The following is a 23,541-nucleotide window of genomic DNA, read 5'->3' on the forward strand; positions in this document are numbered from 1 at the left end:
CGGTGCTTTTCTCACTCTCTTCCCGGTCATCGTCGGCCTTCCCCGTTATTATGGCGTGTCGGCACCCACGACGGCATTTCGAGGCCTGCTCAGTGTTCACTCACGTTACGGCCCGCATAACCCGTTGACTTCCTTAAGAAGCCGTTTCAGGGAGAGCTTCAGCCCATTTGTTACCTCCTGGACCGCCCCCTGTACTTCCGGCCGGAGCGAGAGTTAGCCGGGTCGGACTTTCACCGACGGAAAGATCGTGCCTTGCAAGGCACACACAATAATGCCGCAGAGCGGGCCATTAGAGCCGTCGCGGTTGGCAGAAAAAACTCTTATGACCTTTGTCAAATATTTCGGCCATACTTGTCCTGCACAGCCTGATTTTTCGTAACGTTCCGGTGAACTCATATTGACAGGTCCTGTGAAGCCGATCGCAGATTTCTCCGGGGAACGTTCGTCAGGTGGTGAAGTGCTGAGTTCAGCTGTTTCGCGATTGTGGCGCAGGAACTGAGTCAGTTGTATTGTGGCTCTAAAGCTACGTGGGACGCGGGTTGTTGCTGTTTACGTTGTCAGGGGCGCAAGTCCTTAGTGCGGATATCGGGCGCTTCCTGTCAGGCTCCTTCGCCCCCGAAGGCGAACCCCGGCAGCGGCAGCAACGCGTCCAGCTCCTCTTCCGGCCAGCCCGGTAGCCGTTGCAGCACATCCGTCAGCCAGGCATGGGGATCAAGACCGTTCATCTTCGCAGTTTCCAGCAGACTCATTATTTTCGCTGCACGCTCACCCGCCGCAGCCGAACCTGCGAAGAGCCAGTTTGAACGTCCCATGACCACCGGTCGTATCGCCCTCTCACAACGATTGTTGTCCAGCGGCAACGCGCCATCCTCCAGGAAGCGGCTGAGCGTCACCCGTCGTTTGAGTGCATACGTGATTGCTTTACCCAGCGCGGAGCTCTCCGGGCACGCATCCTTCTGCTGCTCAAGCCACTGCCACAGTTTTTCCAGCACGGGTCGCGCATAACGCTGCCGCCACTGGCGGATCTTTTCCACTGGCCGGTGTCGGATCTTCTTTTCCAGCCGGTATAGCCCGGCTATCTGCCGGACCGCCATCGCCGCCCGCGGATCCTTGTTAGCTTTATAAAGGTCGGCGAAGTTTCTGCGGGCATGTGCCCGGCAACCTGTCAGCATGAGCCCTTTGTTCTGCCCGACCAGGGTTTCATACGCCGGATACCCGTCAACTACCAGGTTTCCGGCCCAGCCTTTCAGGTATTCCGCCGCGTACTTGCTGCTCCGCCCTGGTTGACTGTCGAAGCAGACGACAGACGGACCACTTTTTTCACCGCTGACGTAAGTCCACAGATAGCCGGAACGGGCTTTACCGCCTTTTTTCGTGTCCAGGATTTGCAAAGGCGTTTCATCGGCATGAAGCACATCACAAGTCAGCAGTATCCGGTGCAGTGATTCCGCCAGTGGCGTCAGCACCGCCCCCGCACGGCCGACCATATCTGCCATCGTGCTGACGGGCAGATGGATATCTGAACGGGCCAGAACCGGCTGCTGGCGGTACAGGGGCATATGGTCGCAGTGTTTGCTGATCACCAGCTGGGCGATGAGTGACGGCTCTGCCACACCTTTCGGGACAATGTGCGCAGGCATATCACCGCTGACCACCCGCTGGCAGCAGGTGCAGCCATACTGCGGGCGAACGTACCGGTTAACCACGACGCGGGCCGGGATATATTCCAGCTTTTCGCTCACTTCATCGCGGATGTGGCGCAGCGCACCCTGGCAGTCAGGACAGCTTTCGGTTGAGGCCGGTTCGATTGTTTTTATGACCCGCGGAAGATGGGCCGGTAGCGGTTTTCGCGCCGGACGTTCCGGAGCGGCTTTTTCTTCGGCAGGAAGCAGCGTGTCCAGTTGCGCTTCAACAGCCGCGATATCCGCATCCATATCCTCTTCGAACAGGGAGCGCTGCATGCCGGCCAGTGTTTCGCTCTTTTTCCCGAAGCGCTGCTGGCGTGCCAGCTTCAGCGCCTCTTCCAGCAGAAGGATACGTTGCTGTAGAGTGGTATTCTGCTGGCGAAGTTTTTCTTCTTTTTCAGCATTCTCAGACACGGCGTTTTGCACCATGGCAAGCGCCAGAGTACGAAGCTGTTCAATATCGTTTGTGGTGGAGAGAAGGGAGATATCCATGCGGGTAATTATATCGCACCCGGCATGGATAATCATTATTCTTCATAAGGTTATGGTGGTTTTTGATGCGGTTCCGGATGTATCCCGGAAGACCCATTTTGTGAGGTCGTGGCCTTTTACCTGTTGCCAGTCAACACCGCTGACAAGCCAGCTGAACTCATCGGGCGTGAGGGTCCAGGCGGCCTCATTTGCCCGGGGCCAGCGAAAGTGGCCTTTATGCAGACGGCGAACGCACAACCAGACGCCGTGTTTATCCCAGCGCAGCACCTTGATGCGCGAACGGGCTTTATTGGTGAAGACGAAGGCGGCGCCTTCGTGCCACGACGATTTGAGCTCATCCTGGACATACTGCGTCAGCGTGTCGATGCCACGTCGCATATCCACGGGCTTCACGGCGAGGAAGACATTTTCAGGCATCAGCATATTTGAGCGCCCTGAAGACATCGTTCAGCTGTGAAGGATGGCAGCACATGCGTATTCCACCGGGCAGAAAGAGCGTAACGGGTTCATTCACTGCAGGTGAAAAGGATCCAGCAGGTGGTGATGCTTCGGTGATATGAACAGGCAGTACCGCAGGTTCGCTGGCACGTCGTTCAGCCTTTGCGACATCCTGGGGCCATTCACGAAAGGAAGTGAAGGGAATGTCGTGAAGTTCACAGTATTGCTGGCGGGTAAGACCACTGGCCCGCCAGCTGGCAACATGTTGTTTTTTCTGTTCAATGAACCATCGCTGTTTCATCAGCAAGCATCCTTCATCAGTTAAAGATGGCGCTGATATTACCTGCTGAAATAATTATGAAAATATGAGTTCACCGGAACGTTACGGTTCACGCTGAGATGGCAAAGGCGTTCGCGTACCTGCTGAAACAGTGGGATGGGCTGAACGAATACTGCCGCAACGGTCAGGTGGAAATCGACAATAACATCGGTGAAAACGCGCTACGCTCAGTGGCCGTGGGGCGAAAAAATTATCTGTTCTTCGGCTCTGACAACGGTGGAGAGGCTGCGGCGATCATCTACAGTCTGCTCGGCACCTGCAGGCTGAACGGTGTGGAGCCGGAGAACTGGTTGCGTGAGGTGATCGGCAAAATCAACAACTGGCCCTCAAACCGGGTACACGACCTGCTGCCCTGGAACCTCTCTCCTGTAAAATAATCCTTACGCCACGTTCAGGACGGGGCGCTTACCAACGCACAACATCGGTAATATTATGACCGCCAACCGGGTCGCCGTCTCCCTAGTAACTGAGTGTCACTACCACTGTATCCTGATAATCCCCTGGCTTGGGCCAGTTCTGGACGGGAATAGCGCCATACACTACCAGAGACTGAGCGCTGCCCGTTGTGGAGATTTGGGACTGTACTTCGGTAGTGTCATTCCAGACCGTACTGTGGCTGGCATCCTGGTAAAGGCCATAGGGCACACAGATTGGGCCGTTACACATGCGTCGGCTGTTGCCGTCGGGAGTATCTGCGACCAGCTTTATGTCGTCGACAACCACAGCGAGTGGCAGCCCGTACGCATCCGTCATCAGGCTGCTCTTCCTCCCTGTTTCCCGCGGTCCGTGGGGTTTCGGCCTGTTTTTTTTAGCCAGACAGCGGTGATTTGGTCATGCTGCCATCCATCGACAGCCACGACCAGTCAATAGCATCCAACTGCTCACAGGCAAGCAGTCCATTCTGTCAGAAGCGTTCAAATACTCCGGCATCCCGCCACTCCTGGAAGAGGCGGTGGGCTGAGCTTGACGAGCATATTCCTGTAGCATTCAAATCATTCCACTGGCAATCTTTCTGAACATAAAGAAAATGGCATTCATGCCGCACGATTATCAACGCGCTTGCGATGCGTACACAGTGGGGGCTGAATTTTGTGTTCCAAGGTGAGTCGGGCCATTTTCTCCCAGAGTTCATCGCTGATCTGCCACTTGTTGCCCGCCATACTTTGCTCTCAGCAATTTCCATCATTTATTACCTGACAATCCCTTTTGGGATGGGTTCTTAGCATCATTAACACTTTGTTAACTTGAGCTGGTTTAAGTTAATTCAAATTTGATAAAAACATAAGGGTGCATTACCTGTATGGACGCTAACCCGGTAACGTCTTTTGACGAATAATGCATGTTACCGGCTGGCAATATGAGAATATAAATGAAAATTCTGATTAACTGGCCTCCTTTGCGCCAACTAATAAATTACATACAAGAGCGTTTCACCTTTCTGGTTTTGCTCTGCTGGCCAGCGATTATCTGGTTGGTTTGTCGGGTAATTGTATGGCTGACGGATGGCATCATGACGCTACTGGGAAAGCCGTTAGAGCACTCATTCACCGTGTATCTTCAGCTCTGTATGACGCTAAGTACCCTGCTGAAAATCTCGGTCACCTGGGTGCTGCTGCTGTTTATTCTGTTCAGCATGGTAATGGGGTTTACCTGGCTGCTGCGGCGTGTTATGAACCGTAATAAGTAAAAGACCACCTTCTAAGAAGGTGGCTTCTGTAAGTTGATTTTCCCCTGTAACTCCAGACTCACCGACTCTCTTATTTAGGCCTACCGTATCGACAAAGTACCCTCGGGACCAAAAAATGGTTACCCCAAAGCTTCTTTCTTCGATTGTAGAGCCTGATTGCGCCGCATACGCATGATAAAGACGGCGGGTGATGTCATTGTGCAGTAAAAAGTCTTCGCAAAGAAACTGTTTCATAAGATCTCCGGGATTACAGTGCGGCGACGGCCTGACGGGCACCGGCATCAAGTAACCGCTGATACGCACGTTTTACCGCATCAACAAAACCCTGCTGCTTCGTCAGGTGGTCACCGAAAATGGATTCAATCGCCAGCAGCTCATCCGTGCCGCTGACATAACGCATCCAGCCTGCCACACCCAGTGCCAGATGACGATACCAGTTGCAGCACGACTGGGGCGAAATCGAAGTGGAGGTTGCAGGACAGCGATGCAAAGTTAACTTCGCGGTAAATATGCTGGGGTTCTCCCGTCGCTTCCATGTCTTCGCGGCACCAAAACAGGATGCTGAACACACCTATGAGTCGCTGGTCCGCGCCTTCCGGTACTTCGGTGGCAGTGTGAAAACCGTGCTGGTTGATAACCAGAAAGCTGCAGTAATGAAGAATAACAACGGAAAGGTGGTGTTCAACTCCGGGTTCCTGTTGCTGGCCGACCACTATGGCTTCCTGCCACGGGCCTGCCGTCCGCGCAGAGCCAGAACCAAAGGCAAAGTGGAGCGGATGGTGAAATATCTTAAGGAGAACTTCTTCGTCCGGTACAGCAGATTCGACAGCTTCACCCATGTAAACCAGCAACTGGAGCAGTGGATGGCTGATGTTGCTGATAAACGGGAGCTTCGCCAGTTCAGACAAACACCAGAGCAGCGCTTCGCGCTGGAACAGGAGCATCTGCAGCCGTTGCCGGATACGGACTTCGATACCAGCTACTTCGACATCCGCCATGTGTCCTGGGACAGCTATATCAAGGTTGGCGGCAATCGTTACAGTGTTCCCGAGACTCTGTGCGGGCAGCCGGTCTCGATACGGATCATCACTGGATGATGAGTGCTGGTGGCGCCACACCGGCTGTGTTCAGCATTATCTGGCTGGCAAACCGTCCCGGCGCACCATGCCCTTCTATGACAGCAGGTGAGTATGCTAAGTGCCTATGAGGGATTGCTGTGATGCATGAACTTGAAGTACTGCTGAGTCGTCTGAAAATGGAACAGTTTAATGAAAATGCAAGGAACCACGGCGATACTGAAAAACAGCCATCAGTACCAGAAGAGGCAAAGAAAGCTCAAGAAACTCTTCCTGAGAAGTCTGCAGTGCAATCAGCCATGCAGGGCCATGCCAGCCTAAGACTTCTTTCAGAATACCAAGGGAGCGATCAATAATATTAGTCACGATGATAAGTAAAATAAAAGTCACAACAGTGATTGCGTACCCTTCATGTGCTTTTGCCGCCGACCAGACCCTACGCCCGTGGCAGGATAAAATATGTAAACAGGCCAGAACAATCGGCAGCAAAATCACCAGTGCCATAATTTTATCCTGCCAGGGCAGTTCACCGGTCCAGAAACGGAGTTTAAGCATACTCATTCCATTAATCGATTTATGCAAATCAGATTCACGAGCCATCATTGTAAATAATACACAAATGACTGACCACCGGGTCCATTTTCTACCTGCGAATGAAGGGGATAGAGTTATAACTATCAGAGCAATAGCATAAAAATACAATGTCAGACTCTCAATGAACTCTCCTTCCTGAACAAGATGAATCAACGTCTGGACAGGCATAAAACACCACAAAATGAACGTAAAAACTGAAACCAGAACAGTAAATTTAACAGCAATAAACGGGGTGTTAATAAACGACATCATTTCTTCCTGAAAATATTTTATTATACATCTGGATCTGTAAATATTTTTATTAATTTATGCTCAATTTCAATCTGTAGGGTATATACCCGTGATCATTGAAGATGCTTGATTTTCAAGCAAGAGGGGATCATGCCGTTCACCATAAAAATCTTTATCACTGACCAGTAAAAAGCTGAACTTGAACGTCTTCATGGCTCCAGTCGTGATAAGCGCGTTTGCGATCGTATTAAAGCCATTCTTCTGACCTCCGAGGGCTGGAGTTCAGCCATGATTGCTCAGACTTTACTTGCATCAGACGACGGTTGATCGCCATATCAGCGAGTTTCTGAACAAATGGAAGCTGAAGCGTAAGCGCACCGTGAAGGACGTGGGGTAAAAATTAGTTTACAGAGAGAGTTACGTTCCAGGGCAACAGTTCTTTCACGCGGTTGGCAGGCCATGTATTGATGACGCTGACCACGTGCCGCAGCCAGGCCTCCGGCTCAATGCCGTTAAGTTTACAGCTACCGATCAGGCTGTACATCACTGCTGCACTGTCGCCACCACCATCAGAACCGAATAACATATAGTTACGCCGCCCCAGCGCAACCACCCGGAGGGCGTTTTCACACAGATTATTGTCTATCTCCACCCAGCCATTGCGACAGTATTCGTTCAGGGCATCCCATTGTTTCAGCAGGTATGTGAACGCTTTCGCCGTATCTGAGTGACGCGACAGCATGCCCATCTGCTGCTGTATCCAGTCGTACAGTGACTGCATCAACGGCATGTTTCTGGCTTTCCTGGCGGTCAGTCGCTCTTCTGCCGGACTGCCGCGGATCTCCGATTCGATAGCGTACAGAGCCCCGATACGGTTAGGGGTAGTGACCGGGTAACTGCTCTAATGCGCTCAGCAACTGTGTTTCCAGCTCTGTCATCCTGCTCTACTCCCGTACCAGCTTCACCGCGTTCCGCTTCCCGTTGCCCGCCGTCCAGCCCGCTTCGGCTTTCATTCCCTCCGGCAGCGCCGGTGGCAGAGTGGCAGACAAGTCGTTATCCGGCAGGCGAAGGGGCGAGAAGACCTTACAGGAGACAATATGAATCAGGGCAAGGCCTCTGACGTACCAGTTACGGACATGCTGAATTTTTTACGTGGTGGTGTGGGGGCATGCTTTTTGTCTTAGGGAATAAACATAACCACGATGCTACAGGGCTGAAAAAATTTGAAGATGTGAGTTCACTAGGCGTTACTTACGAAGCGTGTTGGCAGACCATTTAACGTGCAATTCGTGATAAAGTCGAAACATTTAAACATGTTGCTAAATGTAAAATATTGGAATATTATTCTTACCTTTATGTATTTTCGCAAAATACAGGACGATTAATCTTGTTTAAAAGCAGATTGTTCCTATTTTTGCTATTGCAATTCCAATCAATAGTCATTTCTTGATAGGCCCCCCCTAACAATGAGTGGTTTTCGATTGTTTTAAACGATTTAACATTCTGAATACACTTAGACTATATTCTGTCCAGCAATGGATTCATCGTGCTTCATTCCTGACAAGGAGTAGCATCGCTGAATGTACTTTATAAGCGTATTAATTCATCGAGAGTCTAAATATGAAAATCTCTAAACTGTCTGCTGTATTGGCATTGGCTGTAAGCACTGCTGCAATTTCTTCTTTCTCAGCTCAAGCTACTGACGGGACTATTACTTTCAATGGTAGAGTGACTGACCAAACTTGTACTATATCCACCCCAGGCGGTAAAGATTTCACCGTAACTCTGCCAACTGTTTCTGCCTCTACTCTGGCAGCTCAGAGCGCAACTGCTGGCCGTACTCCGTTCGCGATCAATCTGAGCGACTGCTCTAAAGGCAATGTGGCTACTTATTTCGAGCCGGGCGCTACTGTTGATTTCAATACTGGCCGTCTGAATAACCAAGCGCAGACTGACGCTGCAACTAACGTACAGATTCAGTTGCTGGGCAGCAACAACCAATTCCTGCCAATCCTTGCTGCTGGTACTAATGGCGCGCAGGAGAACTCCCAGTGGGTTACCGTTGCTAACGAAGGTGACTCTGCTGACCTGAACTACTACGCTGAATATTACGCTACCAGCGCTGCCGGCGCCGGTGATGTAACTTCTACCGTCCAGTACACCATTATTTATCAGTAAGTAATATTTCTTTAAGAAATATTCTTATCCCGGTGGGGATGTTATGTCCCCACCGTTTTCCCTTACTGTAGCGATAATATAATGAAGAACTCATTTAAAAAATACAGCCTATTGCTGAGCGCCATGTTGTTCAGCAGCAGCGTTTTTTCCAGTGTCATTATTAACGGTACTCGTATTATTTATCCGGGGAAGCAACGGGAAGTTACCGTCCAATTATCAAATAATGGTGCTTCACCGGCACTTATTCAGTCTTGGATTGATGAAGGCGACGCAAAAACCACACCAGAAAACAGCAAAGCGCCATTTATCATTTCACCGCCAATCAGCCGTGTTGAACCGACTACCGGCCAAGCGCTGCGTGTTTCATTGACCACGGCGAGTTTGCCGCAAGACAAAGAATCCTTGTTCTGGTTGAACGTACTGGAGATCCCGCCAGCACCAACCGGGGCTAACAATAGTGCACCTGAAAACTATTTACAGGTGGCATTCCGTTCCCGCGTAAAACTGTTATATCGGCCTACTGGTCTGCCGGGGGAAGCGAATGATGCACCCGAAAAACTGCAGTGGCGTTTCAGCACTGCGGGCGTCAGCGTGAAAAACCCAACGCCGTACTATGTGTCATTTACCGAGATTAATGCAGTCGTAAATCAAAAACGTGTGCCATTGGCCCCGAACGGTGACATGCTGGCACCTGGGCAGGAAAAAACATTGTCCTTCTCCGGTGACATCACGCGTATTGCTGATATTGCTTACACCACCATTAATGATTTTGGCGGACGCGTGTCCCGTACTAAGAATAAGCAAAAGTAATTCTTGGAACAGAGTTTCAGGCCCAGAACAATTTATTTCAGAGAGCGGGCTTAATTTGGTAAAGGAATGCTTTATATGAAAGAGTTACCTATCTCTGCAGCGATTAAAATGGCGTGGCCCAATTATAAATCGATTCTACTGTTAAGCGGCAGCGCGCTCTGTATGGCGGCCCCTGCAGCGTCTTGGGCGAATGGAGGGGCTGATAGCAAAAAGCCTACGGCACCGGTTGAAGCGACCTTTAACAGTAGCTTCCTGGTTGGGGAAGCGCAAGGTGTGGATCTTTCACGCTTCCGTGATGGTAACCCGATCTTAGCGGGAAAATATTCGCTCGACGTGTATGTGAACGGCGAGTGGAAAGGCAAAAAAAACATCGACTTTAAAAACGTGCCGGGAAAAAACAGCGCTGATACCTGCTTTACCCTACTGTCGTTGGATGAGTTTGGTGTAGACACCGCGACAATGAGCGGGGACCCTGCGGTTAATACCGAGACGTGCAAAACTCTGGCTCAGTGGGTGCCTGAAGCCTATTACCGTTTGGACACCAGTACACTGCGCATGGATATCAGTATCCCCCAAGCGGCGCTGCGGCGCAGCGCTCGCGGCTATGTAGATCCGCGCTTCTGGGATCGTGGCATTACCGCCGGCAGCTTGTTGTATAACTTCAATGCGTTCAATACTCACAGCTCCGCCAACGGCAGCAATTCTGATTCAACTAATGCATACTTAACTTTGAACGCCGGGCTGAACGTGGCTGGTTGGCAACTGCGTCATGACTCCAACGTGAACTGGCGTTCTAACGACAGCACTCATTGGCAAAATACCGCGACTTACGCGCAGCGGGCAATGCCGTCTATCCGCGGCATGCTGACATTGGGTGACAGTTACACCAGCGGTGATTTCTTCAACTCCATAGGTTTTCGCGGTGTTCAGATCGCCACGGATGATCGCATGCTGCCTGATTCCTTGAACGGGTATGCGCCGGTTGTGCGTGGGGTCGCGCAAAGCAATGCTCTGGTGGAAATACGCCAGAATAACCAGCTAATCTATCAAACTACCGTTGCTCCGGGCGAGTTTATCATCAACGATCTCTATCCTACGGGTTACGGCGGCGATCTGAATGTTACCATAAATGAGGCCGATGGCAGCAAACGCCAGTTCAGTGTTCCCTATGCTTCGGTAGCGCAGATGCTTCGTCCAGGCATTCAGCGTTATGCAATAACCGCGGGTCGAGTACGCGATGATAATTTAAGCAAGGAACCCGATATGTTCCAGGCGACTTATCAGCGCGGTTTTACCAACATTATTACGGGATACACAGGTGGGATCGTCAGTGATGGCTATGGCGCAGTGCTGGTGGGCAGCGCGGTTGCGACACCGATCGGCGCATTTGCGTTCGACGTAACGCAGTCTAATACCCGACTGAAGCAAGGTGATCAGACAGGACAGAGTTATAAGCTCAGCTATAGCAAACTGATGGCCGAAACTAATACCAACTTCACTATCGCCGCTTATCGCTATTCAACTTCCGGCTACCTATCTTTGCAGGATGCCGTCTACTCCCGAGACAATGAACGCAAGGGATTGAGCGTAGATGCGGTTAACCGCCAGCGTAGCGAATACCAGCTGACGCTGAACCAAGGGCTGGGGGACAATTACGGTTCCTTGTACATCACCGGTTCGGTGCGTGATTACTGGAACCGTGGTGGGAGCACCAAGCAATACCAGGTGGGCTATAACAACTATTACAGTCGTGTGACCTATGGCCTTTCCGCTATGCGTACCACGGATATGTATAACCGAGATGAGACTCGTTATTACCTGACATTGTCGGTTCCATTCAGCGTCGGTTCGCAGACCCTGAGCCTGAATAGTTCACTAGGCTATACCGACAACGGCTACGACAGCAGTCGTGTGGGCCTGAATGGTTCAACCGGCGAAGACAACAACATCAGCTATAGTGCCACGTTGGCCAACGATCGTTCCGGCGGGACTAACAGTAGTGTGAGCGGTGAATACCGTAGTCGTTTTGCCACGATGAACGGGTCCTACAGCTATGGTAAAGATTACCGTCAATCTTCGATCGGCGTATCGGGTAGCGTCGTTGCCCATAGCGGTGGTGTCACACTGACACCGCAACGCGGGCAGACCATGGTGTTGGTGGAAGCCCCGGACGCCGCCGGCGCGATTGTGACCAACTCGTCAGGCGTTCGTATCGATGATAACGGTTATGCAGTGGTTCCTTATGTTGCGCCATATCGCATGACGAGCGTAACGCTCGATCCGAGCGGCATGTCGCGCGACGTTGAATTGGAAAGCAGCAGCCAACAGGTTGCACCCTATGCCGGTGCGATTGCCCGGTTGGAATTCAAGACAACGAAAGGCCAGGCGTTGATCATTCATGCACTCGGCCCTGATGGCAACGCGTTGCCGTTTGGCGCCGAAGTGCTGGATACCCGTAATCAGGTGGTCGGCATTGTTGGGCAGGGCAGCCGTATCTACTTGCGTACCGAAGCTCAGAAAGGTTTGTTGCAAATTAAGTGGGGCACACAGCCAACGCAGCAGTGCTCTGTCAGCTACAGCGCTAAGGCGCAAATTAATAATACTGACTACGAAATTATTGAAGCGAGTTGCAAATGATAAAGTATACATGTGTTCCATCGCTGAATAAAACGGCAGCGAAATGCCTGATGCTGCTCGGACTGCTAATGGCAGGTGGTCAGAGTGCTTATGCCGCCTGTTACGTCAATAATGGCTACAAGGCGCAAGTGATCAACATGAATCTTGGGCGTGTGCTGGTTACACCAAGCAGCCAGGTTGGGGATACTTTGGTCACCGCTCAGTTCACGATTAACCCGGTCTCTGGGTATGGCAGTTGTACTAATGGCGGCAACGCGATTGGGGAGATCCTCCAGGGCAGCCCGACGAGCTTCAGCAATGTGTGGAGTACCAATATTCCAGGTATCGGGATTCGTTTATACCGAGAAGCGGGGAGTATAAGTACCTATTATCCCCATACCTTGCGGTTGAACGGCAACATTGCTGTCAACCTGAACGGTGGTTATTTCAAGATCGACATTGTTAAAACCGCCGCACAAACCGGTTCTGGGCAACTGGTCCCTGGAAAGTACACGACTTATTATATGGATGGCTCTGGACGGAACTTACCGATGCTGGAATCGATCGTCGACGCCAACAGTCTGACAATCGTTACATCGACTTGTAACGTGGACAGCGGTTCCAAGAACAAGGTGGTTAATCTGGATACCGTCACCGCAGCCTCATTTGGTGGTGTAGGTTCAACGCAGGGCGAAAAGGCATTTGATATCAATATTAATTGCGTTGGTGGCATTGGCGAGGATCTGTTGCCGGGCAATGCGGGGCAAGGGATCGTCAATGTACGTTTTGACTATACGCAGGATGCTTCCAATGCTCCTGGCGTGATCAAATCCGAACCTGGTGCCAACACCGCATCCGGCGTTGCCATCCAGCTGTTGACTGGCAATACGACCCAGCCGATCAAGAATGGTGATGCGGTCAATGCCGGACGTACCATTCCTAAACAGTCCAATACGCTAACGTTGCCGCTGAAGGCGCGTTACTATCGCACTGGCTCGACAATTAAAGGCGGCAATATAAAATCGACCGCCACCTTTACCATCGAGTACAACTAAGCCGCGTTCAGACGAAAAAGCCAATGGAGTTACCCATTGGCTTTTTTGTTACGGAATCCCATGAATAATCTAAAAAAATCAGAAAGAGATTATCTCGCCTGTCACATCGGGGCAGGAAACAGGCGCTGATGCCGCCTGCCTATTCCGCGTTAATCCTTCCACCGTGGGGTTGATACCGGATGACGGATATAAATCTATGCGGGGGATTGATAGCAGAGCATGGTCCGCAAATCTGACAGCGTTGAATTATTGGCAGTGTGGGCAGAAAATGCCAAACACTCTGATTTTAAATTACATCGTCGGGTTGCCTAAAGAACTACTTTCGCCGGATCTGACCCGATGGGAAAAGAAGGGCAAAAATGACGAAGCCTTGTTACATTTTGCATGTGGTCTCGTCGTCTGGAATAAAGTCATATTGAGATAGATTTTTATTCAAAATTTAATTCATCATCGGCTTTTAACTTGACCATAAAATTATATAAGTCATGTGTGTTTTTTAATTTAAGTTTACTTACGATTTTCAACCTATGAGAATATACTGTCTTAAAATTAACATCTAAAATTGAAGATATTTTTTTACAATCATATTCGCTGGATATTAAGTCGAAAATAATTAATTCCCTTTGTGTTAAAGTATGAATGTAAATATATCGATGATATACTCCGTCAAGTATTTTTTGATAATCTGAAAGCGGAGATTTAAGATCTATAACAATTATTTTTGAAAAGAGGATTAGTCGATAATATGGAAAGGACTGAACATTATCAACTATGAATACAGGTACAGAATCAACAGGATTCAATAAATTATTATTGATAAACTTGATCTTCTCATAGCAGGACAAGTTATCTTTTGCTAAATTAAAAAAAATTATACTGCTGGTGTGATTCTCTATTTTAAAGTTACAACTTTCAGAGAAAGGTAATACATCAATATTTTTATTGATACTGCTGATAAATAACTGGATTGCCATTCCTGAAATATTATCTTCAGTGTAGATTTTTATTTTCTTCATCCGTATATCCTACGTATGGTCTACATTTCTTAAATATTTATCCTAGTGCATATCTCACACAACCCGATCTTTTATTCCGAGATGTTCCGAACTTACTTCCCTGTTTAATTTGAGCACAAATTCACGGTTTACTACGGCCAGATTCGACCATCATAAGCTCCGTTAATAAACATGTTTACTTCTGTGATCAGGAGTGAACTATAAACGGAGTAGAGTTAACACTCATAGTGTAATTTCTGTTTTTACCCTCTGTGGTGTCGTGATAAGTTCATCAATCCTTTTCTCTGGCCACAGATATCCCTGTAAAGCGAACCATGGCATATCTTTTAACCATGAAACATAGTGCAAAGTCTCAACACCTTCAATGACCACTTTATAATTATTTACATGGAAGTAATTTAATAATGCACACATCAGGTCCTGCCCGCCGTTCTGCGCAGATAAATTCCACAGAAGGTTTTTACTAATCTTTATATTTTGAAATGAATTATTTTCTAATGCCATAAAACCTGCATACCCTGCACCGAAATCATCCATCCAGAGTGAATACTCTTTATTTAGAGTGTTAATGATTGACCCGGATTTCACCAGCGATTCAGAAAACTCATTCATTTCAAAATGCAGACAACCGATTTTTCTTACCCATTGTATTATAGCGTCATCAGTCAGTATCTGTAATGTTGATTCATCAACATTCACTGTAGCAATAATATCATTCTGATGAAACCACGACCGATGCTTTTCAACAAGCGAAATCTGCTGCAGAAGGATCTGCGAGCGTAGTGTGACAGATATCTGACGAAAAAATTCCTCCATGGGCAAGGGGGCGTCCGTTAGACGGGTCAGACACTCTACGGCAACAATATTTCCGTCACGACCGAACATGGGTTGAAAAACATAATATACATCAGCCAGCATATTGGGTGTAGTGAGCATTAATAGCCCCTTAGGTTATTTGAAGGTGACATCAACATTAGCCGATGCATTAAAAGCACCTATTCTGGTCAGAGCTGCGTAGGTGCGCCATTTCAGGCTGGCCAGAAAATGACTTTCAATGACGCTGCCGTTGACACAGCCAAGAGTGGCCGGGTTGTTCATCGGGATCCAAGCTGTTGGGGCTGAAGAAGATATCAATATCCCAAAACCTCTGTCAGAAGTGTGCAAAATAACCGTTGCATCCTAGATGAGATTAATAATGCTGAAGGTAACCATCAGTGTTTGCCCCCCACCCTTGGTCAGTTCAGCCCTGATACTGAACGGAACCTGCTTTTCCCACTACTGCATTTCGCGCCAGAATTTTACTAAAATCCACCGCGGAATCATTATTGACTAAAAACATTATATTTTGACACATAATATATAAAATTTAGCCAAAATGTATAATCGTTATAAACGATTTATTTAACACTTTTCTTTGTTTATACCTATTGATTATGGTAATCAATAATTCTCAAACAATAGGATCAGGCTATTGAATGTAACGTTCCGGTGAACGCACATTGACGACAGTGACCGGTTCTGCATTCCACAGTTCCAGTCAGTCGATCAGGAGATTTTTCGCGAAGGGTAACAGTTCGTGCAGCCTCTCCTGCGGTAATGAAGGCAGGCGCTCCAGCACCGATTTCAGCCAGCCATACGGCTCCACGCCGTTCAGCCGCGCTGTTTCCAGCAGGCTCATGATGGCAGCAGCACGATGCCCCGCCTGCAACGATCCGGCGAACAGCCACGTATTCCGCCCCATCACCACCTGCCGGATCGCCCGTTCGCACCGGTTATTATCCAGCGGCAGCGCGCCGTCATCCACGAACCTTCTGAACTATGAGGATTATCATTGATGAGACAGTTTAAAATCTCCCACCCCGGAGAGATGATCGCCAGGGATTTAGCTGATATGGGGATTAGCGGTTGTCGATTTGCTCTCAATATTGGGGTTACGCCAGCAACCGTATCTCGCCTTCTGGCTGGAAAAACTGCATTAACTCCCGCACTTGCCATTCGAATATCTGCTGCGCTAGGCAGTACGCCTGAGTTTTGGCTCAGACTTCAAAGTGCCTTCGACTTACGCCAGCTTGAAAGCGAGATAGACACCTCAAATATCGTGCTGTATGGCACAGGAAGCGACGCAAAGACCAGCGCATAAAAGAAACCCGCCACTATCGGCGTAATGCCGATCAGTTAAGGATCGGTTGACCGATCCAGTGGCTGTGTAAGAATCCGGAAATGTTCATTCGTTTCCGGATTTTTTTATGCTTCTCAGTCAGGTACTCAACACCGTTCATAATTTTACACCGGAGGCGTTTTCTGCGCTTTCTGAACTGCTTTCACCTGAACTCATTGATGAATGCCTCGCCGATACAGGTATCGTCACTATTCGCAAACGTCGGCTTCCGATGGAGATGATGGTCTGGGCCGTGACCGGAATGGCATTGTTTCGTTCCCTGTCCATGAACCAGATAGTCTCACACCTTGATATTCTTCTGCCTGGTAAACGTCCCTTTGTGGCACCCAGCGCCGTTGTTCAGGCTCGTCAGCGACTGGAAGCCGATGTCATCCGTCTGGTCTTTGAAAAAACACGCCTGAACCGCCCCGGTTTTCCTGGAGTGAGTTAAGTTCGGGAGTTCAGGCTGCCAGATCCTTGTTCCCGATGGAAGCGTAATACGCTTTTTCTGCCTCTACGTTTTGCATGCATGGTTAGTTTCCTCTTGATTTTTCCATACGCTGTTTTAACCATGTCTTTACTTCACTTTCAGTCCAGCGGGAGCTACGGCCCAATTTAATCGGCTTCGGGAATTCACCGTCCTTGATGAGTTTATAAAACCATTTGTCTGTTAATCCAGTGTAAGCAGTAATAAAGGCCATATTAACGAGGCGATCTTTTGTGAGGTCTGTATCTGACATGTGATTATTATTTTTATGATTAAATACTGATGCATGTTCTTTCATTATTAATTCTCTTTCGGTAAATATACAATATCTGGAGTTGTTTGAAGTTTAGACTGATTTTTTTCTAAACTTTACCTTTAAAATATAACTGTGCGAAGAAAAATCACCTTCGGATATTATAAGTATCATCATTCAGGATGGATCATGAATTAATAGCGATTTTTTATATATCGTTAACTTACCTATATGCTGACATGAGTTGATCTGGCAACAGCAATAAATATTGAATAGATGGTATTAGCATTACAGCTACAATATCAGATTGACATCGGGCGATTATTTATCCAGTCGTCCAGTTCTGACTCCAGCCAGCCAACTGATTTAGTGCCCAGGCGACGTTGGATGGGAAAAGTTGGATCATATCGTGGTGATTTGGTGTTTAACCAGTCATAGATGGTCGCACGAGCGATGCCTAGCTTTTCCATGACATCTTTGATCCTGAGCATTTTAGCTGGATTTACATACTTTACTGTCTGCTGTGTTGAGTTACTTTGAGACATAATCAATACCTTTTTTGCGTTTTAGACAGGGACTATGTTGCCAACAAATGCCAGGCTACAATAGGCCTTAAGTAAATGAGCAGTTAAATCACTTCAGGGGGCTTTACTTTTTATGGATAATGTGAGTTGCGATTCTTTGGATGAAATATATCAAGACATACGCAAGGCTTTTGAAGAGAAGCTTGAAGCGTTAGTAACAAAGCTGAAAGGTTCAGTCCAATACGATGAACTGATAACAATGCGTGAAAAAGCTTATGAGGTTATTGAGGAATTTAAGACCATCGAGGAGGTACTGCCGGAGAGAATTGTTGATGAATCCCATCCAGATAATTTCCGTTTACTACAGGAATTTAATGATGTTAATGGAATTATTGTGCCAAAACCGTATGTCTATAAAAAAACTTACGCTGAGGCTCGGGCCAGTATACAGAAAGAAATGTTTGACGGTCGAATTTCTGGAATTATCAAATTAGTGGATGAAAACTTCTGGTTACATTATCTTTTTATGGGGTTTAAGGATTTTTACTGGAGTGAGTATATTTTATCAAATGGCAATAAAAAAGATAGTTGCGAGTTTTTACTTTATGCACTACTTTATATCACCTACGCCGCAGACAGAAATGATAAAGCAAAGACTGGTGATTGGCTTAGATTAAATGAAAGGTTTGATAGAATTAAAAGAAAATCAGCATCAAGCCTTGGCGGAAAGAAAAAATTAAAAGATCTCGATTATCTAAAGCCATATATATCTTCAGCGCTGTCCGATCATTCCCCTGAAGGTGGTTGGGAAAGCAAGAGGCAATTCATTGATACCATTATCCCACTCGTTGTAAAACTTGATGGAGAACACAATTCCGAAAAATGGAAGGGAGATCCAATAAAAAGGGAAAACACATTACGTAATAGAATCGATAAATGGTTATTGGACGACCTGCGGGACAATTATGATAAATTTATTCGAAATAAGAATAAGCGTTAATTAATTGATTTAAAAATAACTTTTTGCATCTCCAATGCCCTTCCATATCTCATGTATTCACAAGTATGCTTAACACTTGACCAGGGAAGGGCATTATTTTTCTTTGCAAACTTAGAATAGTATAAAATTAATATGATAATGTCCGGAGGTGACAGTGATAACTGATGTTTTTCCCGCCTGGAACACCATCCCTGAAAATAATATTTTTATAAAAAAAGTTTTTATATATTTTCAAAAACATCATATATATCAATTTATTGCCACTCCATTTGAAATATTCAACATATCTTAATCACTGCTATCAGTTGCTACTGGTAGCAACTGATAGCAGTGCAGTTGACATCAATGACGATGGATATGTATTATTTCGCTGGTGCTGCCATTACTATTTTTAATTTTTTCAATTCTTATTTTCTCATCTTCTTCCAGATAAGCTAGCGCATCGTTAAGTTTTCTTGAGTTTCTTAGAGCATATGGGCCTTTTCTCCTTACTATCATTTTATTCAGAATGGTGGGAGTGTTTAATATTTGAGGGTAATTAACATCAGGATCCTTGTATTTTAATAACCATTTGTACAATATATCAGCGTTATGCTCTATTGAATCTGAGCATGATGAGATAGCATCAAGAGCCTGTTGATAATAAAAATACGCTGTTTTCGCACCTGCCTGAATGGTTCTTTCAGATATTTCATTTCCGTGCTCATCACTAAAAAGATGAAAAACCCCAGCCAGTCTGACAATATTTTCAGGCATCTTAGACAACATGCCTTCTACAACAGGATGTTTCTCTCTGTCTTTAAGTATACGTGATTCAATATGTTTATATACTAAACCGAGTGCTGACTGAGCCTCTTCGGATAAGTATAGATATTTATGCTTTTTATTATTTTTGTACCTCTCTTCAGAAAGCAGCAGTAGTTCCTTTATTCTGTCATGAAACCTGATGGTGTTACTTTTACTGTTATTCTTAACAGAGCTGCGGTGACCTCTTTTTGAAGTTACTCCGGTTATCATAAAACGGGACAGAAACCCTGAGCCTACTGCATAATCCCCCTGAAGTTTGATATATTTTTTAAACTCACTGGACTGAATCATTAATAACATTGTAAACATACATTCATCCATACTACACCTGCCACTTTTTCGTTCTATATCAAACGGAGCTCCATCCCATAAAAGGTTTAAAAATCCCAGGTTATTCTTTGCACGTCCTTTGAAGAAAATACCGGCCTCATCCGACATAAGACTCGATGAAGGCACATGACTGCAGAGTCCCTGCTGTAGCGCTTCTGGTGTCGTATCACTGTAGATCAACTTATGCAATGCGGGTGGTTGCGGTTTTTTTCGGTAAAGCTCTTTCATGCTCTGAGTATCGTATTCAACATCAATTCCTTTCTCGGTTTTTTTACTAATCACTTTCAATAGTGCTTTCTCCTGACTTTTCCATGACTGAAGTTCTGCATTGTAATCCAGCATTAATAACGTATATTTTTGACGTGATTCCTTTTCAAAATCAAAAAATGGTTGTGTGACTAATTTAAATACGGCACTTTTTCTCTCTCCAGAGTCAGCAATAACGGTGTAATACATTGGGCAAGGGCTCACTCTCCCGTCTGGATGTTGTATTTTTATTACCCCCTGGCATGCCAGTGATACAGCAGCCAGAACAACTGTTTCAATGAGTTCTACCGGAGCCTGTAGTTCTCTTTCTATCTCCTCCACGGCATCTCTTAAAATGGGAGGAAAAAAATTTACAGGATTGTTATTTCTATCATTAAGCGAACATCCAACACTCATATCTTATCTCTCATGTCAGGTTTATTTAAAGGATATCTCCTTCCGGTAATGAGAATATGCTACCTGGCTGCTATTTGGAATACACCAGAAAACCATCAGGCCAAATTAGCTTTATTTGGATTGATATTTTTTAGTCAGGATTGTTTTGCTACCTGATACTGTACAGATATGAGTCATGAACAGCCCTGTACTGGTCTGTTTTGCTCATGGGGAAATAGATAATTTGTGATGCCATTATTTAAAGCTACATCCAAAATTACGTTCACCATCTGTAAAGCATTTGCTTTTCTTTTTTGCAAAGTAACTTGTCCGGTAAATCAGCGAGCCATATGACTCACTTTTCTTGCCATCCTTTGCATTCAGGTAATAACAAGGATTCCTGGGTGTGTGGACTAACTCTTTATCGGGGGGATATATGAAACTGACAGCACTCATCCATGACTCACGTATAAGGCGGAGGAGTGTACCTTTTTTACTATCGTACGCTCCCAGTGTATTGAAAGTGTCCCCGTTGAGTAACAGTAATACGTGATAATGTTTCTTATGTGAATCAGGTACAAACTCTCTGGCCCAGACAACGCGTAATGATGTTTTACGAACGCGTTTACCCTCTTTCTCCCGTTTGTTAAGATGATGTGAAATTTTTGCTTTCAGAGAATCCGTAAAGCGGGATATTACTGATGAATCTGTCCTTGCGAAATTAGCCTCATCAGGCATGTCATTTAATGGTTTGAGAACAGGAGTATGTAAATCTATTCTTACAGCCAATACTCTTGGGTGTTCACTTAATGCTTTATCAATAGTTTGTTCTATTTTCTTTAAATGGTATTGATTCAATTTTCCGTGAGAGGTGATATATTCGTACATACTATTTATTTCCTTTTTATATTTCGAAAGTGTTAGTCGTAGTAGAGTTGATTATTTAATTAAATCACTTTCTCTACGCTTGTATTGTTCATATGCATTATGCATACGGTATATGTTTACTTACCGAGTTATATACATGAGCGTTGTTGTATTAGTGATGGAATGTTTTTTTGTTTCAATGTATTGAATTACATATGTTCTCATGTTTATTAATCTACAGGCATTGTTTTATATGTGTCGATATGTATCATATAATCTATATACACATCTATATACACATCTATATACACATCTATATACACATCTATATACACATCTATATACACATCTATATACACATCTATATACACATCTATATACATACATAGACAAACGCCACTGTTCTTTAGTCCGGGGTTGAAGTTGCAATAAAGGAAGGAATTAACGATATTCATGATTTTTATACCTTTTTAGCCATCAAATTGCTCTGGAGTTATCACATATAATGTTTGGGATTTTTTTATTAAGTTATGGGTAAATTTGAACCTATATTACTTTGGTGAAAATCCGTTATTCCTCGAAGCATATATCTATTCTTCTGAGGTTAAGCCGTTTGGTGCAAAGAGATAAATTAAGGAGCTCATCATGAAACTAGCCAGTCGTTTTGGACGGGTAAATCAGGTACGGCGCGACCGCCCGTTAACCCGTGAAGAATTAATGCAATACGTCCCCAGTGTTTTTAGTGAGAATAAACACGAATCCCGCAGTGACCGATATACCTGGATACCGACCATCACTATTCTTGATAATCTGCAGCGGGAAGGTTTTGAGCCTTTCTTTGCCTGCCAGACCCGCGTACGTGACCAGGGCCGACGGGAGCACACCAAACATATGTTGCGCCTGCGTCGTACCGGGCAACTTACCGGACATCAGGTTCCCGAAATTATCCTCCTCAATTCACATGATGGCTCACCCAGCTATCAGATGTTGCCGGGATTGTTTCGTGGCGTCTGCACCAACGGGCTGGTCTGCGGGCAGTCATTCGGCGAAGTGCGGGTGCCACATAAAGGGGATGTGGTGGAGAAAGTTATTGAAGGGGCTTATGAGGTACTGGGGATATTTGACCGGGTTGAGGAGAAACGTGATGCCATGCAGTCGGCTCTGTTACCGCCACCAGCGCAGCAGGCGATGGCGAGGGCTGCTCTGCACTATCGTTTTGGTGAAGACCACCACCCCGTAACTACTGCTCAGATACTGACGCCACGTCGTTACGAAGACCGCAGTGATGACCTCTGGACGGTGTATCAGCGGGTGCAGGAGAACCTGATGAAGGGAGGACTCTCGGGGCGCACCGCACAAGGGCGAAGCAACCGTACCCGTGCTGTGAACGGTATCGACGGCGATGTGAAGCTTAACCGTGCGCTGTGGGTGATGGCAGAGAATATGCTCGAACTGCTGGGACAGGCATGACTTCGACGAGGAGAAACATACCCGTGAACACAGAAAGCCACCCACACCTTCCCTCCGGCCCGTTTACGCGTGAGCAGGCCTCAGGCATTGCAGCACAATATGACAATATCGCCATTGAAGACGACCAGGGGATGCATTTTCGTCTGGTTATCCGTTGTGAAGGTGTGATGGTCTGGCGGGCATGGAACTTTGAACCTGAAGCCGGAGTGATGCTGAATCGCTACATCGCACGTTATGGCATCCGCAGGTCCTGACCGGTCTTAACAGACTTTAGTCTCAGCCTTTCCCGCCAGCTCTGACCGGCTGGTTTTTTTATTTCCGGAGTTATTAATCATGAACAACGCATTAACGGATAACACCATTCCGACAGACACTCTTTGTGCCACACCTGTTAAAGATGAACAGCGCCTTCGTTTCTGGCCTCAGCATTTTGGCCGTATCCCGCAGTGGATAACCCTCGAACCCCACATTTTTGCCTGGATGGACCGGTTGTGTGCGGATTACAACGGTGGCGTCTGGGCCTTTTACACTCTCAGCAACGGTGGTGCTTTCATGGCTCCGGAAGAGAATGAAGGTCCCTGGTCGCTGTTTAATATCCTGAGTGGTAACGGCGCTGATATGAGTGCTGAAGCTGCCGGGATTGCATCCTGTCTGATGGCTTACAGCCACCATGCCTGCCGCACGGAGTGTGATGCCATGACGGAGCATTATTACCGTCTGCGGGATTACGCGCTGAACCATCCTGAACGCAACGCCATTATGTACATCATCGACTGAGGTCCTGC

General features: G+C 46.8%; 23 protein-coding genes and 9 pseudogenes. 15 read left to right on the forward strand and 17 right to left on the reverse strand.

Going from position 1 to position 23,541, the window contains the following annotated elements:
- Nucleotides 1-599: 599 nt before the first annotated feature.
- From tnpC to tnpA, 3 genes are read right to left on the reverse strand one after another with little or no spacing between them, the layout of a single operon-like run.
- Nucleotides 600-2,177, reverse strand: coding sequence for an IS66 family transposase (gene tnpC, locus HV213_RS05445; protein WP_042934256.1), 1,578 nt, complete (start codon nucleotides 2,175-2,177; stop codon nucleotides 600-602).
- Between the two features lie 42 nt (nucleotides 2,178-2,219).
- Entirely contained in the window at nucleotides 2,220-2,600 is a 381-nt protein-coding gene (tnpB, locus tag HV213_RS05450; RefSeq protein WP_014837255.1) for an IS66 family insertion sequence element accessory protein TnpB, read from the reverse strand.
- Nucleotides 2,587-2,919: an IS66 family insertion sequence element accessory protein TnpA gene (gene tnpA / locus HV213_RS05455; RefSeq protein WP_071886350.1), complete on the reverse strand. Its 333-nt coding sequence runs from the start codon at nucleotides 2,917-2,919 to the stop codon at nucleotides 2,587-2,589. The genes tnpB and tnpA overlap by 14 nt, the downstream gene beginning before the upstream one ends.
- A gap of 83 nt (nucleotides 2,920-3,002) precedes the next feature.
- Here tnpA and HV213_RS05460 point away from each other — a divergent pair.
- A pseudogene (locus tag HV213_RS05460) lies at nucleotides 3,003-3,332 on the forward strand (IS66 family transposase); the annotation flags it as partial.
- 82 nt (nucleotides 3,333-3,414) lie between these two features.
- On the opposite strand, the pseudogene HV213_RS05465 reads toward HV213_RS05460, so the two are convergent.
- Nucleotides 3,415-4,115 (reverse strand): annotated as a pseudogene (locus HV213_RS05465) (IS5 family transposase).
- Between the two features lie 209 nt (nucleotides 4,116-4,324).
- Between HV213_RS05465 and HV213_RS33195 the strand changes: the two are divergent.
- Nucleotides 4,325-4,642 (forward strand): hypothetical protein, encoded by a 318-nt coding sequence (locus HV213_RS33195; RefSeq protein ID WP_014837258.1) that lies wholly within the window; start codon nucleotides 4,325-4,327, stop codon nucleotides 4,640-4,642.
- Here the strand turns inward: HV213_RS33195 and HV213_RS05470 are convergent.
- Both HV213_RS05470 and HV213_RS05475 read right to left on the reverse strand, forming a co-directional pair.
- Nucleotides 4,529-4,876 carry a hypothetical protein gene (locus HV213_RS05470; protein WP_122117646.1) on the reverse strand — a complete coding sequence of 116 codons (348 nt, stop codon included), beginning with the start codon at nucleotides 4,874-4,876 and terminating at the stop codon, nucleotides 4,529-4,531. The two genes, HV213_RS33195 and HV213_RS05470, sit on opposite strands and share 114 nt — an antisense overlap.
- Before the next feature lie 13 nt (nucleotides 4,877-4,889).
- Nucleotides 4,890-5,075 (reverse strand): annotated as a pseudogene (locus HV213_RS05475) (fructuronate reductase); the annotation flags it as partial.
- Between HV213_RS05475 and istA the strand changes: the two are divergent.
- Nucleotides 5,074-5,820 (forward strand): annotated as a pseudogene (gene istA, locus HV213_RS05480) (IS21 family transposase); the annotation flags it as partial. The pseudogenes HV213_RS05475 and istA overlap by 2 nt on opposite strands.
- Nucleotides 5,821-5,907: 87 nt before the next feature.
- On the opposite strand, the gene HV213_RS05485 reads toward istA, so the two are convergent.
- Nucleotides 5,908-6,564, reverse strand: coding sequence for a hypothetical protein (locus HV213_RS05485; RefSeq protein ID WP_125295935.1), 657 nt, complete (start codon nucleotides 6,562-6,564; stop codon nucleotides 5,908-5,910).
- Between the two features lie 141 nt (nucleotides 6,565-6,705).
- Between HV213_RS05485 and HV213_RS05490 the strand changes: the two are divergent.
- Nucleotides 6,706-6,910 (forward strand): annotated as a pseudogene (locus tag HV213_RS05490) (IS630 family transposase); the annotation flags it as partial.
- Nucleotides 6,911-6,943: 33 nt separating this feature from the next.
- Here the strand turns inward: HV213_RS05490 and HV213_RS05495 are convergent.
- Together HV213_RS05495 and HV213_RS33695 are read right to left on the reverse strand one after the other, a co-directional pair.
- Nucleotides 6,944-7,417: pseudogene (locus HV213_RS05495) on the reverse strand (IS66 family transposase); the annotation flags it as partial.
- Nucleotide 7,418: 1 nt separating this feature from the next.
- Nucleotides 7,419-7,481, reverse strand: a complete 63-nt coding sequence (locus HV213_RS33695; protein WP_071846184.1) for an MbeD/MobD family mobilization/exclusion family protein — start codon at nucleotides 7,479-7,481, stop codon at nucleotides 7,419-7,421.
- A gap of 682 nt (nucleotides 7,482-8,163) precedes the next feature.
- On the opposite strand from HV213_RS33695, the gene HV213_RS05505 reads away from it, so the two are divergent.
- From HV213_RS05505 to HV213_RS33700, 5 genes and pseudogenes are all read left to right on the forward strand, one after another.
- Complete coding sequence (locus tag HV213_RS05505) at nucleotides 8,164-8,721, forward strand: fimbrial protein (protein ID WP_044349215.1); 558 nt, start codon at nucleotides 8,164-8,166, stop codon at nucleotides 8,719-8,721.
- Between the two features lie 81 nt (nucleotides 8,722-8,802).
- On the forward strand, nucleotides 8,803-9,531 hold the full coding sequence (locus HV213_RS05510; RefSeq protein ID WP_042933963.1) for a fimbrial biogenesis chaperone: 729 nt from the start codon (nucleotides 8,803-8,805) through the stop codon (nucleotides 9,529-9,531).
- A gap of 75 nt (nucleotides 9,532-9,606) precedes the next feature.
- Nucleotides 9,607-12,168: a fimbria/pilus outer membrane usher protein gene (locus tag HV213_RS05515; RefSeq protein ID WP_014837265.1), complete on the forward strand. Its 2,562-nt coding sequence runs from the start codon at nucleotides 9,607-9,609 to the stop codon at nucleotides 12,166-12,168.
- Nucleotides 12,165-13,202: a fimbrial protein gene (locus HV213_RS05520; protein ID WP_181484968.1), complete on the forward strand. Its 1,038-nt coding sequence runs from the start codon at nucleotides 12,165-12,167 to the stop codon at nucleotides 13,200-13,202. The genes HV213_RS05515 and HV213_RS05520 overlap by 4 nt, the downstream gene beginning before the upstream one ends.
- A gap of 331 nt (nucleotides 13,203-13,533) precedes the next feature.
- A pseudogene (locus tag HV213_RS33700) lies at nucleotides 13,534-13,626 on the forward strand (IS5/IS1182 family transposase); the annotation flags it as partial.
- A 4-nt stretch (nucleotides 13,627-13,630) separates the two neighbouring features.
- Here the strand turns inward: HV213_RS33700 and HV213_RS05525 are convergent.
- The 4 genes and pseudogenes from HV213_RS05525 to HV213_RS05540 all read right to left on the reverse strand — a co-directional run.
- Nucleotides 13,631-14,218, reverse strand: coding sequence for a LuxR C-terminal-related transcriptional regulator (locus HV213_RS05525; protein ID WP_047683733.1), 588 nt, complete (start codon nucleotides 14,216-14,218; stop codon nucleotides 13,631-13,633).
- 222 nt (nucleotides 14,219-14,440) lie between these two features.
- The gene (locus HV213_RS05530) at nucleotides 14,441-15,154 is read right to left on the reverse strand and encodes an EAL domain-containing protein (protein ID WP_042933967.1); all 714 of its coding nucleotides are present in this window, start codon (nucleotides 15,152-15,154) and stop codon (nucleotides 14,441-14,443) included.
- 15 nt (nucleotides 15,155-15,169) lie between these two features.
- Nucleotides 15,170-15,316: a hypothetical protein gene (locus HV213_RS33205; RefSeq protein ID WP_014837269.1), complete on the reverse strand. Its 147-nt coding sequence runs from the start codon at nucleotides 15,314-15,316 to the stop codon at nucleotides 15,170-15,172.
- Between the two features lie 439 nt (nucleotides 15,317-15,755).
- Nucleotides 15,756-16,028, reverse strand: a pseudogene (locus HV213_RS05540) (transposase domain-containing protein); the annotation flags it as partial.
- Between the two features lie 24 nt (nucleotides 16,029-16,052).
- Between HV213_RS05540 and HV213_RS05545 the strand changes: the two are divergent.
- Together HV213_RS05545 and HV213_RS05550 are read left to right on the forward strand one after the other, a co-directional pair.
- The gene (locus tag HV213_RS05545) at nucleotides 16,053-16,358 is read left to right on the forward strand and encodes a HigA family addiction module antitoxin (protein WP_042933968.1); all 306 of its coding nucleotides are present in this window, start codon (nucleotides 16,053-16,055) and stop codon (nucleotides 16,356-16,358) included.
- 106 nt (nucleotides 16,359-16,464) lie between these two features.
- Nucleotides 16,465-16,791: pseudogene (locus HV213_RS05550) on the forward strand (transposase domain-containing protein); the annotation flags it as partial.
- A 118-nt stretch (nucleotides 16,792-16,909) separates the two neighbouring features.
- Here HV213_RS05550 and HV213_RS05555 read toward each other — a convergent pair.
- Both HV213_RS05555 and HV213_RS05560 read right to left on the reverse strand, forming a co-directional pair.
- A complete protein-coding gene (locus HV213_RS05555) occupies nucleotides 16,910-17,116 on the reverse strand; it encodes a helix-turn-helix transcriptional regulator (protein ID WP_047725194.1) in 207 nt (68 codons plus the stop codon).
- A gap of 302 nt (nucleotides 17,117-17,418) precedes the next feature.
- Complete coding sequence (locus HV213_RS05560) at nucleotides 17,419-17,661, reverse strand: helix-turn-helix transcriptional regulator (RefSeq protein WP_044350487.1); 243 nt, start codon at nucleotides 17,659-17,661, stop codon at nucleotides 17,419-17,421.
- A 112-nt stretch (nucleotides 17,662-17,773) separates the two neighbouring features.
- On the opposite strand from HV213_RS05560, the gene HV213_RS05565 reads away from it, so the two are divergent.
- Nucleotides 17,774-18,640 (forward strand): hypothetical protein, encoded by an 867-nt coding sequence (locus tag HV213_RS05565; protein ID WP_044350485.1) that lies wholly within the window; start codon nucleotides 17,774-17,776, stop codon nucleotides 18,638-18,640.
- Between the two features lie 342 nt (nucleotides 18,641-18,982).
- Here HV213_RS05565 and HV213_RS05570 read toward each other — a convergent pair whose 3' ends face one another.
- Both HV213_RS05570 and HV213_RS05575 read right to left on the reverse strand, forming a co-directional pair.
- Nucleotides 18,983-20,440, reverse strand: coding sequence for a YfjI family protein (locus HV213_RS05570; protein ID WP_014837274.1), 1,458 nt, complete (start codon nucleotides 20,438-20,440; stop codon nucleotides 18,983-18,985).
- Nucleotides 20,441-20,674: 234 nt separating this feature from the next.
- Nucleotides 20,675-21,307, reverse strand: coding sequence for an inovirus Gp2 family protein (locus HV213_RS05575; RefSeq protein ID WP_049238458.1), 633 nt, complete (start codon nucleotides 21,305-21,307; stop codon nucleotides 20,675-20,677).
- Nucleotides 21,308-21,931: 624 nt separating this feature from the next.
- Between HV213_RS05575 and HV213_RS05580 the strand changes: the two genes are divergently transcribed.
- The 3 genes from HV213_RS05580 (at nucleotide 21,932) to HV213_RS05590 (ending at nucleotide 23,533) form a co-directional block, all read left to right on the forward strand.
- Nucleotides 21,932-22,756, forward strand: a complete 825-nt coding sequence (locus tag HV213_RS05580; protein WP_049238647.1) for a DUF932 domain-containing protein — start codon at nucleotides 21,932-21,934, stop codon at nucleotides 22,754-22,756.
- Nucleotides 22,753-23,010, forward strand: a complete 258-nt coding sequence (locus HV213_RS05585) for a DUF905 domain-containing protein (protein WP_049238645.1) — start codon at nucleotides 22,753-22,755, stop codon at nucleotides 23,008-23,010. The genes HV213_RS05580 and HV213_RS05585 overlap by 4 nt, the downstream gene beginning before the upstream one ends.
- Nucleotides 23,011-23,089: 79 nt before the next feature.
- Complete coding sequence (locus HV213_RS05590) at nucleotides 23,090-23,533, forward strand: antirestriction protein (protein ID WP_049238643.1); 444 nt, start codon at nucleotides 23,090-23,092, stop codon at nucleotides 23,531-23,533.
- Nucleotides 23,534-23,541 lie beyond the last annotated feature (8 nt).

It is taken from the genome of Klebsiella sp. RHBSTW-00484 (assembly GCF_013705725.1).
GTDB lineage: Bacteria > Pseudomonadota > Gammaproteobacteria > Enterobacterales > Enterobacteriaceae > Klebsiella.